An 11594-nucleotide genomic window follows, 5' to 3' on the forward strand; every position below is an offset into this window, starting at 1 on the left:
ATTTTGGTGTCGCTACAGTTGTGCGATCGTACCCTTGCACCATCGGGACGATTGTCGGAACTTGGGGCTATTTCGACTCACCGCAGTGGCGTCCCGCTCGAAAATTATGCGAAAATCTTAATTTTTATTTAAAATCGAGGGGCTTTTCCGTTTTTTTTGCTATGAATGTTATAATTATGTTTCTCCTGAAAAATAAACAGCCGGTTTAATGCAATCAACAAGTTCAAAAGTTACTTTTGGAAAAAGTATCGGGTTTCGCAAAGAACTGAATCGCCGCGTCGAGGCCTATTTTGAGGCGGAGAATATTTCTCCCCGCGACAATCCGGCGATGTATTTGAAGACGGCAATTATTGTTGTTTGGGTGGTTTCTGCCTGGACATTTGTCATTTTCGGGCCGGATGTGACCTGGATGAAGTTGGCGGGTTGCATCGTTTTGGGGTTGGGGGTTTCGGCCGTCGGCTTCAATATCAGCCACGACGGCAACCACGGCGGTTATTCCAAATACGGGTGGGTGAATTATCTGTGCGGGTTGACCCACGATGCGATCGGGGTTTCGAGTTATTTGTGGAAATTTCGCCACAATGTTCTCCACCATACCTACACGAATATTTTGGGGCATGACGTCGAAATTCACGGTGACGAACTGGTGCGGATGTGTCCGAGTATGGAACACCGCTGGTATCATCGTTACCAACATTTTTTCATCTGGTTTATTTATCCGTTTATCCCCTACTATTGGTCGATCGCGGACGTGCAAACCATGCTGTTCAAGCGGCAATACCACGACCACGCTATCCCCAAACCCAGTTGGGTTGACATCGCCACTTTATTGGCGTTCAAAGCTTTCGGAGTCGCGGTGTTTTTACTGATTCCGATCGCCGTCGGTTATTCCCCCTTGGAAGCCGTGGCGGGTGCGACCATCGTCTACATGACCCACGGACTCGTTGCCTGCGTCATTTTCATGTTGGCCCACGTCATCGAGCCGGCCGAATTTTTCGACGTGAATCACTTGAATATCGAGGACGAATGGGCGATCGCTCAGGTTAAAACGACCGTCGATTTCGCCCCCAAAAACCCCATCATCACTTGGTATGTCGGGGGGTTAAACTACCAAGCCATCCACCACCTATTTCCCCAAGTCTGCCACATCCACTATCCCAAAATCGCCCCCATCGTGGCGGAAGTGTGCGAGGAATTCGGCGTCAAATATGCGGTTCACGAGACATTTTTCGGCGCCCTGGCCGCCAACTATCGCTGGCTGAAGAAAATGTCCGTCGCTCCCCGATCTGAAGCGATCGAACAGTTGACCGCTTAATCCTGTGGTGCATCTAAAATTCGGGGCGCAAGCCTTGCGCCCCTACCTTGCTGCGATACGATCGAATCCCCCGCCGTAGCCCCGATCAAAAGTTGGTTTGAGTCGATTTCGGTGTCGCCAAAGTCGTGCGATCGCTGGGACAGGATTATGGTAAATTTGCAGAGAAAAGAGCGAACAGGTAGCGTAGAGTCGCCCACTCAGGCCAGGCTTCAGGATCGTAATGTCCCCCAAACCGACCGATCTTTCACCCAAGCTGCCCATAGGAGGGATGACGATGCCCCAATTTCCGTTGCGCTTCATCGCTGGAGCCTTGATGGCCGGATCGATGGTGATGAGCTGTGCTGCAACTGATTCGGAGCCCGCCACCTCTGCACCCGATGACACGGCAGTGGCGGCTTCACAGGAAACAACGGTCGAAGATGCCGCGCCAACTGAGCCCGCGATCGCCCGATCCCCCAACGAACTGTCGCCCACCATTGTGACGGAAGGGCTGGAGCATCCCTGGGGCATGGCATGGCTACCGGACGGCACCATCATGATTACTGAGCGACCGGGGCGCGTGCGACTGCTGCGAGACGGCACCCTCGACCCCAACCCGATTCCAGGCGTCCCCGATGTGTTCAATCAAAATCAGGGCGGCCTGATGGATATCGCCCTACATCCGCAGTTTGGGGAAAATCAATGGGTCTATTTCACCTATTCCGAAGGGACGGCATCAGCCAATCAGACGCAGGTGGCGCGAGCCCGCTTTGACGGCACTCAATTCTCTGACTGGACGGTCATTTTTAGTGTGAATCGTGCCAAGTCGGGGGGCCAGCATTTTGGCTCTCGCATCACTTGGCTACCCGACGACACGATGCTGGTTTCCATCGGCGATGGCGGCAATCCGCCCATTGAGCTAGAGGGTGAGTTGATTCGCAATCAGGCGCAGGAATTGGGGAGTCATCTGGGCAAGGTTGTCCGCCTCAATGACGATGGTTCGGTGCCGGCAGACAATCCCTTTGTCGATACGGCGGGGGCGGAACCTGCCGTGTGGAGCTACGGTCATCGCAACATCCAGGGGCTCACGGTCGATCCCGACACGGGGCAGGCGTGGGCAACAGAGCACGGATCGCGGGGGGGCGATGAGTTTAATCGCCTGCAACCGGGCGAAAATTATGGCTGGCCGGTCGTTACCCACAGTCGCGAATACTCGGGCGGGGAGATCTCGTCAGAGCGATCGCGCCCCGGCATGGTCGATCCCCTAGTGGTATGGACGCCCGCGATCGCCCCATCGGGATTGCTCGTCTATCGGGGCGATCGCTTTCCCCAATGGCAGGGCGACCTGTTTGCGGGCGGGCTCGTCTCCCAGGATGTGCGCTATCTTGATGTGGATGAGTCGGGCGCAGTGGTCAACGAAATCCCCATTGCCATCGGGCAACGGGTGCGGGATGTGCGCGAAGGCCCCGACGGACTGATTTATGTGCTAACGGATGAGCCTAACGGGCGTCTGGTACGGCTAGAGCCGGGATGATGTGGCGACATCTGTAATTCAACTGCTGAGGTGGGTTACGGCGGATTTATAGCAATAGTAGGGTGGGTTAGGCGCGGCCGTAATTTTTCGGAAAAACCCACAACTTTCCATCCGCGCCGTAACCCACCATCAAAATTAAAAATTAAAAATTCAAGATTTTATAGGTGGGGTGACAACAGTAAAATAGTGCTGCGACACACCTTAAACGGTGGGTTACGGCGGATTTCTAGATGGTTGTCACAGCATGGATTTCAGCCGCCTAACCCACCCTACCTTAAAGCATTATTTTAGCCATGTCGGTCTACTACTGGATGATAGAATGGGAATAAATTCCCGGTTTTGCGTCTATGCGTCAATGCCTGAACCCGGACTGCCTCCGATCCAACCCCGACAATTCCCAATATTGTCAGAAGTGCGGTGGCAAATTACTCCTGCGAGAAAGATATTATCCCCAGTCAATTTTAGGTCAAGGCGGTTTCGGTCGCACCTTTCTGGCGATCGACGAAGATAAACCCTCGAAACCGTTTTGCGTCATCAAACAGTTTTTGCCCCAGGCACAAGGGACGGACAATATTGAAAAAGCGTCCCAGCTATTTTACCAAGAAGCGGAATGTTTGGAGGACTTGGGAAAACATCCGCAAATCCCGGAGTTGTTCGCTTATTTTATTTCGGATAATCGGCAATATTTAGTCCAAGAATTTATTCCCGGAGAGACGCTAGAATCCGAATTAGATCGACATGGCGTTTTCTCCGAACGGCAGATTCGAGAATTATTGTCAGATTTATTAAAAATTTTGCAATTCGTCCACGCTAAAAATGTCATTCATCGGGATATCAAACCCGATAATATCATTCGTCGTAGCGCCGATCAAAAATTAGTTTTGGTCGATTTTGGTGTCGCCAAAGTCGTGCGATCGCACCGTACAAAATTCGGGACATTGATCGGAACTCCGGGCTATTGCGCCCCCGAACAAGCGATGGGACAACCGCAATTGAACAGCGATCTTTATAGCTTGGGGGTGACGTGTTTGCACTTGCTAACTCGGGCGATTCCGTCGGATTTTCCCGATTCCGAAGAAGGATGGATTTGGCAAAATTTTTTACAAGGCAATTCGGTCGATCGCGAGTTGGAAAAGATTTTGGATCGGTTGGTAGAACGGGATTTCGGCAAACGCTACCAGTCCGCAACAGAAGTTTTGGACGATTTGGAACCCGTCACCCCCCGCCGCTATCAACGCTTGGAGAATCTGTTGGCGATCGCAAAATGGCGAGAAGCGGACGAAGAAACCACCCGGCTGATGCTGCAAGTGGCGGGACGAAAAAACGAAAGATGGTTGAGGGTAAAAGATATCGAAAATTTTCCCTGTCAGGATCTGCGAGTGATCGATCGCCTTTGGGTGAAATATAGCGGGGGACGCTTCGGCTTTTCGGTACAGAAGCAAATTTATCAAAGTCTGGGAGGCGCGAAAAATTATAATGAGAAGATCTGGGAATCCTTCGGCGAAGCCGTGGGATGGAAAGTGAAAGATCAATGGATCAAGTACAAACGCTTGACATTCGACTCCACCGCCAAAGAGGGACACTTACCGTATGGTATCCCCGGAGAGACGTATGGAATTTTATGGTTGGTCGATCGCCGATGGGTTTGGGGACCCGACTTTTTCGCTTTGATATCAAGACTTGCAGAATGTAATTGACTCCCTCCTTCTTCTCTCCGTGTCCTCTGTGCCTCTGTGGTTAATCAAAAAATTGAGGGCACCAAACCCGGTGCCCCCAATTACGATCGCCTATTCCGTCTTCTTCTTCCGCGTACTCGTCTTCCGAGTCGTGGACTTCTTCGTTGTCGAACTACTGCGAGATTTCGATTTCGTCGATTTCGATTTCGTCGATTTCGATTTCGACTTAGAACTCGCCTTCGCCGCCAACCATTCCAACGCCTCCTCCAACGTCACATTTTCCATCGGTTTATCCTTGGGAATAGAGGCATTAGTGCGGCCGTGTTTCACATAAAGACCGTAGGGGCCGTTGTAGATATTGACGGGTTCCTTATCCTCCGGATGTTCCCCCAATTCCCGCAGGGGTGTCGCCGCCTTTTTGGAACCCCGGCGGCCCGGTTTCGGTTGGGCCAGGAGTTCCAGGGCGCGATCGCACGAAATCGTCAACACATCATCCGGTGCCTTAATCGACCGATAATCCTTGCCCTCCTTCGCCTCGTGGACCACATAGGGGCCATAACGACCGATCGCCGCCTTAATTTTCGCCCCCGTCTCCGGATGCAGCCCCAACACCCGCGGCAGGGACAACAGCCTCACCGCCATGTCCATCGTCACCGCATCCTTCTCCACCCCTTTCGGCAAAGACACCCGCTTCGGCTTCTTATTGGCTTCCGACTCTTCCCCCAACTGGACATAGGGGCCGTAGGGGCCGATGAGCACGTAGATGGCCTCCCCCGTCTCCGGGTGCAACCCCAGCTTTTCCGGGCCCTCCGTCTTCTGTCCGATCAACTCCTGAATCAACTCCGGCGTCAGGTCGGCGGGGGTCAGGTCTTGGGGAATGGAAGCCGTGACGGTTTCCTCGCCCTTCTGAGCCTCGACGTAGGGGCCGAACTTGCCGATACAGAGGCGGTAGGTCATGCCATCGGACCCTTCCCCCAAATTCTCCAACTCGACAGTCCGGGCTTCCTTGCTGTCGATCTGGCTTTCCTGTTCCTTGACCTGGTGTTCGAGTCCCGTATCGCCGGAGTAAAAATCCCGCAGGTAGGGCAGCCAGTCCGCCTGTCCGGTGGCGATCTCGTCCAGGGTATTTTCCATGCGGGCCGTGAACCGGAGATCCACCAAATCCGGGAAATATTTTTCCAGCAGGGTGCTGACGGCGAAGGCGGTGAACGTCGGGACCAGGGCGTTGCCCTTTTGCTGGACGTAGCCGCGATCGATAATCGTGCCGATGACGCTGGCGTAGGTACTCGGGCGCCCGATGCCCTCGCTTTCCAGGGTTTTCACCAGAGACGCCTCGGTAAACCGGGCGGGGGGTTGGGTTTCGTGTCCGATCGCCTCGATTTCCTTGCAATTCGGGCGATCGCCCACTTTCAACGGCGGCAGCGGCACCTCCTGATTTTCCAAAGCCGCATCGGGATCGTCGGACCCCTCGACGTAGGCCCGCAAAAAGCCGGGGAAGTCGATCCGCTTCCCGGACGCCCGGAACCCGGCCTCTTCCACCTGCAAATCCACGGAAATGTTGGTTTGGCGGGAGTCGGCCATCTGGCAGGCGACGGTCCGCTTCCAAATCAGATCGTAGAGTTTCAGGTCGTTGCCGCCGAGATTCGTCTCCCGGGGGGTGCGGAAATAATGTCCGGCGGGGCGGATGGCTTCGTGGGCCTCCTGGGCGCCCTTGCTTTTGGTGGTGTACTGGCGGGGTTTGGGGCTGAGGTACTCTTTGCCGTATTTGCTCTCAACGCAGGCTCTCGCCGCCGCGATCGCCTGTTCGGACAGGTGCACGGAGTCCGTCCTCATGTAGGTGATGAAACCGCGCTCGTAGAGCCCCTGAGCCACCTGCATGGTCTGGCGGGCGCTCAGTCGCAGTTTGCGGTTGGCTTCCTGTTGCAGAGTGGAGGTGGTGAACGGCGGCGCCGGTTTCCGGGTCGAGGATCGCTCTTCGATATTGGTGACGGACCAGGGTTTGCCCGCCAGTTTATCCTTCAGGGCCTCCGCCTGGGCTTCGTCGAGCAAAACGACATTGCGCCCCTCGGCGATGCGGCCCGTGGTTTCGTCGAAATCGCTGCCGGTGGCGACCCGCACGCCGTTGACAGTGATCAATTTGGCGTCAAAGTCGGTTTTCGCCTGTTCCAGCAGGGCTTTCAAATCCCAGTATCCCCCCTGGCGGAAGGCGCGGCGTTCCCGCTCCCGGTTCACCAGCAGGCGGACGGCGACGGACTGCACCCGGCCCGCCGACAGACCCCGGGAGATTTTTTTCCACAGCAGGGGCGAGAGGGTGTACCCGTAGAGGCGATCGAGGATGCGGCGGGTTTCCTGGGCGTGGACCAGTTGTTCGTCCACGTCCCGGCAGTCTCGGAGGGCTGCGAGGATGGCCTCTTCGGTGATTTCGTGGAAGACCATCCGCCGGGTCGGGATTTGGGGGTTGAGCACCTGCAACAGGTGCCAGCTAATGCTTTCCCCCTCCCGGTCTTCGTCGGTGGCTAGAATCAGCTCCTGAGCCTGTTTGAGGGCTTTTTTCAGTTCTTTGACGGTTTTTTGCTTGTCTTTGGGGACGACGTAGATCGGCTCGAAATCCCCTTCGACGTTGACACCGAGTTGCGCCCACTTTTGTCCTTTGAATTCTTCTGGGATTTCGTCGGCGGAGGGGGGCAAATCGCGCACGTGACCCATCGAGGCTTCCACCTGATAGTCATTGGGCAAGAAATTGCGGATGGTGCGGGCTTTCGTGGGAGATTCAACGATCACTAAGGTTGACATGGCAGCTTTCTGGGATAGCAGCGAATTGGGATCTGTGTTTGGAGGGTTTGGCGGGTTTAATCGATAGCCCGACCCCGATCCCTCCGGATGGGGGGACTAGCCATCGGTGAGGAGAGACGACGATTCCATGGCTCGGCTCCAAAACATCACTTAATTTCAAAACTATCTCACTTTTTCAATATCTGCCAAAGTTCACCTTATATTTGTGGGGAGTCGGGAGTCGGGAGTCGGGAGTCGGGAATGGGGAGATGGGGGGCAGGGGAGGCAGAGGGGGCAGAGGGGGCAGGGGAGGCAGAGGGGGCAGGGGAGGCAGAGGGGGCAGAGGGGGCAGAGGGGGCAGAGGGGGCAAGTTGATATCAGATCTCTACAAACTCCCCAATCATCTGAAGATGATTTTTGCTTGTAGGGGCGCAAGGCTTGCGCCCTCGGGAATTGATTCCCAAGCGGTTTGGGTGTTCCACCCGTTTCTCTTCCTCTGCTTCCTCTGCTTCCTCCGCTCCCTCCGCTTCCTCCGCTTCCTCCGCTCCCTCCGCTTCCTCGGCCCCCACACCCCAATTTACCGTTTCGGTCCGAAGCCGACGGTTCCGGCGTAGATGGCGCGATCGCCCAATTCGTCTTCAATTCGCAATAAGCGGTTATATTTGGCGATCCGCTCGCTGCGGGACAGGGAACCGGTCTTGATCTGGCCGGCGACGGTGGCCACGGCGAGATCCGCGATCGTTGTATCTTCCGTTTCCCCGGACCGGTGGCTGATAACGGAGGTGTAGCCGTTCCGCATCGCCAGATTGACGGTTTCCATCGTTTCGGTCAAAGACCCGATCTGGTTGAGTTTGATCAAAATGGAGTTCGCCACTCCGCTTTCGATGCCTTTTTTGAGGCGGATGGGGTTGGTGACGAACAAATCGTCGCCCACCAGTTGCACTGTAGAACCCAATTTATCGGTCAGCGGCTTCCAGTTGCCCCAATCTTCCTCCTGCAGGCCGTCCTCGATGGATAAAATCGGATACTGGCCGCACAGGTCACTCAAATAGTTGATCAGGTCATCCGGCGTCTGGGGCTTGCCGTCGTAGACGTAGCTGCCATCTTTGTAAAATTCGCTCGACGCCACGTCCAGGGCGAAGGCGACCTGATCTCCGGGTTTGTAGCCGGCCATTTCGATCGCCTGTATTAAAATCTCCAGGGCTTCTTTGTTCGAGCCCAGGTTGGGGGCATATCCGCCCTCGTCCCCGACTCCCCCCAGCAGTCCCTTTTCTTTCAGGACGTTACTCAGGGAGACGAATACTTCCGCACCCCAGCGCAGGGCCTCTTTGAAACTGGACGCGCCGATGGGGACGATCATAAATTCTTGGAAGTCCACGTTGTTGGCTGCGTGGGCGCCCCCGTTGATGACGTTCATCATCGGGACGGGGAGGAGGTTAGCCGCGGTGCCCCCCAGATAGCGATAAAGCGGCAAGCCGACACTGGCGGCGGCGGCTTTGGCGGTGGCGAGGGAGACGCCCAGGATGGCGTTGGCGCCGAGGTTACTCTTGTTGTCGCTGCCGTCGAGTTCGATCATTTTGGCATCGATCGCACCCTGTTCGAGGGCGTCCATGCCGCACAGGGCCGGCGCCAGGGTTTCGTGGGTGTTTTTGACGGCGGTGAGGACGCCTTTTCCGCCATAGCGACTTTTGTCGTCGTCCCGCAGTTCGCAGGCTTCAAATGTCCCGGTGGAGGCGCCGCTGGGCACTTGGGCCAGACCCATCGCACCGTCGGCGAGGTAGACTTCCGCTTCCAGGGTGGGGCGGCCGCGAGAGTCGAGGATTTCTCTGGCTTTGATTGCTGTGATGTCGGTTCCTGGCATATCTTTCCTCACGTTAACGAGTCTTAATTTAAAACTAAACGGGCGAAGTTGTGGAGCTTCGCCCGCTTTTTACAGACACCATGACCGAGTTTTAGAATAAGCCATTTTGACAATTTCGGATTCGGTGTTAACGATATCTACGGATTTCCCCCCCGCAGGCGATCGCGAAAAAATTCCAAAATTCGCTCGAAGGCTTGCCGGGTGGGGTGTCCGGGGCGATCGCAGTAGTGGACCGTGAGGGTGGCGTGGGCCGATTGCGGGATATTGTGGGGATTTCCTGACGAAGAGTCGATTTCGATGGTTTCCACCCCCTCCCCGAATTCTTCTCGCAGCCTGACAAACCGTTCGGCGGGACAGGTTCCGTCCTCGGAAAACCGCAGGGCAAGAATCCGTTCGCCGCGATCGATTTTTTCCTTAATTTTCGCCCGCTGGGTGTCGGAAATTCCCAGATCTCGCTTATGTTCTTTGCTAATGGGAAAGGGCAGGGAGGGCTGGCAGGCGACGGGGGCGATCGCCGTTTCGTCCGCCATCAGGGAGAGTACGAATCCCCCCGTCAGGCACATTCCGATCGCCCCCACGCCGGAACCGCCGCAGCGTTTTTTGACCTCCCCGCAGAGCGATCGGAGCCAGTCGGTAATCGGGCTCGATTCCCCTTTTGCGAAGCAGGAAAATTCCCGACTCAGGCACACTTTCGCCGCGTAACCCAACGTCTTCGGAATCGAGAAAGGTTGATTCGCCTCCCCCAACAGCAGGGGCATGAAAACGGTAAATCCTGCCGCCGCGATGCGGTTTCCCAGATCCACACATTCGGGGATCATCCCCGGCAATTCGTGCATCAAAATCACCCCCGAACCGGACCCCCGAAAATAGACGGGGCGGGTGTCGCCGTCGGCGGTAAAATCAAATACAGAAAATCCGTCAATTGGTTTCATTTTTTGGGTGCTATGAGAAGATGTTAAAACAGTCCGAAATTTTAACCACTCCAGGCACGGAGGAACGCAGAGGGAGAATTTGTCCAAACCCCAATGTGTACGGCATATTGTCTCGCCCCCAAACCCCCAATTCTGGGGGCTTTGATCGTCTCGCCCCCAAACCCCCAATTCTGGGGGCTTTGAATGGGTGAGAGATGGGCGAATCATTTGATCCGACGATCGACCGAGTGATTTCATTTCCCTAGCCACTCTATATTAACTTAATGATGCTCAAAAATATCCTTAAAATGCATCAAATCCAACGTGACAATCGTGGGCAAACACCGGAAACAGTCCAGGGCCAAATCGAGGCGTTCTTCCCGTTCCAACATCCCCATCAACTTTTGCCGCGCACTCAGCAGGTGCCGCACGTCATTGGCGGCGTAATTCAGTTGGCTTTCCGACAAATTCGCTGCATTGCCCCAGTCGGAACTTTGGGAGGATTTATCCAGTTCCACCCCTTCGAGTTCCGCGACCATATCTTTCAACCCGTGTTTGCCGGTGTAAGTCCTCGCCAATTTGCTGGCAATTTTAGTACAAAATACGGGATCGACGTGAATCCCCAGATGGTAGCGGAGGGCCCCCAAATCGAAGCGGGCAAAGTGAAAAACTTTCGTGATTTGGCTATTTTCTAACAGGGCTTTTAAATTCGGAGCCTCCCGCTGCCCCCGTTCGACGCGGATGGCGGAAACCCGACCCTTCGGGTCGCAAATTTGCACCAGACACAGGCGATCGCGCCACGGCAACAACCCCATCGTTTCCGTATCGACAGCCAGGGCATCAGCCGTCAAATAGTCGGACAGCAGTTCGTCGGAAAGGTCGCGATCGCACACCTGAAAATCGGTCATCATTAACCCCATCGGAGACAAACAATTCGGGAAAATTATACCATACAAAGTCACGGCTGACAATTCCCCGGGTGGGTATCGGGTGAGAATGAGAAAGCGGGTTTCTTGTCACCCTGCTTTCTCGCCCCAATAACACCCGCTGGGAAATCAATTTCCCAGCTAATAGCAAAAATCCTATCAAGAGGATTAGAACAAAATTAGAACGAGCAGATCGGAGTCACTGATTCCCATCAAATCCGGATAATCAGTTATCCGAACGGACTCATTTTTTGAGTTGCAAAATCTCCCCAATCATCTTTAGATAATTTCGGCTATTATAGCGCTGTGCGCGGGAGTCGAGAATCGAGAGTCGGGAGTCAGGAAAACTCAAAGCCCCTCTGAATCGAGGTTTTGAAGTTTTTTGGATCTCCTCGATTTGTCAACACACGAGCGCGATACTTGCGATCACTTGGGAATTAATTCCCAAGACGAAAGCGGGTATTTAACCGGATGCGATATTAGGTAGAAACTTACGGCCCCAGTGATAGCGTTTCTCCAGCTTAGGTTTCGGCTGATACTTTATCTTGTCCCCCCCTTATCAAGGGGGGCTAGGGGGGATCGAATTACAAATTAGGAGAAACCATGTCCCAATTCACCTC

At 54.8% G+C, this 11594-nt stretch carries 7 protein-coding genes; 3 read left to right on the forward strand and 4 right to left on the reverse strand.

Annotated features, from left to right (window positions below):
• Positions 1 to 208 precede the first annotated feature (208 nt).
• From LKE08_RS02355 to LKE08_RS02365, 3 genes are all read left to right on the forward strand, one after another.
• Positions 209 to 1315 carry an acyl-CoA desaturase gene (locus LKE08_RS02355; protein WP_324702584.1) on the forward strand — a complete coding sequence of 369 codons (1107 nt, stop codon included), beginning with the start codon at positions 209 to 211 and terminating at the stop codon, positions 1313 to 1315.
• Positions 1316 to 1589: 274 nt separating this feature from the next.
• Positions 1590 to 2828 carry a PQQ-dependent sugar dehydrogenase gene (locus LKE08_RS02360; protein ID WP_324702585.1) on the forward strand — a complete coding sequence of 413 codons (1239 nt, stop codon included), beginning with the start codon at positions 1590 to 1592 and terminating at the stop codon, positions 2826 to 2828.
• Between the two features lie 347 nt (positions 2829 to 3175).
• Entirely contained in the window at positions 3176 to 4525 is a 1350-nt protein-coding gene (locus LKE08_RS02365; RefSeq protein WP_324702586.1) for a serine/threonine-protein kinase, read from the forward strand.
• 90 nt (positions 4526 to 4615) lie between these two features.
• Here the strand turns inward: LKE08_RS02365 and topA are convergent, their stop codons facing one another.
• From topA to LKE08_RS02385, 4 genes are all read right to left on the reverse strand, one after another.
• Entirely contained in the window at positions 4616 to 7297 is a 2682-nt protein-coding gene (gene topA / locus LKE08_RS02370) for a type I DNA topoisomerase (RefSeq protein WP_324702587.1), read from the reverse strand.
• A gap of 556 nt (positions 7298 to 7853) precedes the next feature.
• Positions 7854 to 9137 (reverse strand): phosphopyruvate hydratase, encoded by a 1284-nt coding sequence (gene eno, locus LKE08_RS02375; protein ID WP_324702588.1) that lies wholly within the window; start codon positions 9135 to 9137, stop codon positions 7854 to 7856.
• 137 nt (positions 9138 to 9274) lie between these two features.
• Positions 9275 to 10069 carry a dienelactone hydrolase family protein gene (locus tag LKE08_RS02380; protein WP_324702589.1) on the reverse strand — a complete coding sequence of 265 codons (795 nt, stop codon included), beginning with the start codon at positions 10067 to 10069 and terminating at the stop codon, positions 9275 to 9277.
• Positions 10070 to 10329: 260 nt separating this feature from the next.
• A complete protein-coding gene (locus LKE08_RS02385) occupies positions 10330 to 10956 on the reverse strand; it encodes a ribonuclease D (RefSeq protein WP_324702590.1) in 627 nt (208 codons plus the stop codon).
• Positions 10957 to 11594 lie beyond the last annotated feature (638 nt).

Source organism: Lyngbya sp. CCY1209 (assembly GCF_035615495.1).
In the GTDB taxonomy this organism is placed as follows: Bacteria; Cyanobacteriota; Cyanobacteriia; order Cyanobacteriales; family Microcoleaceae; genus Limnospira.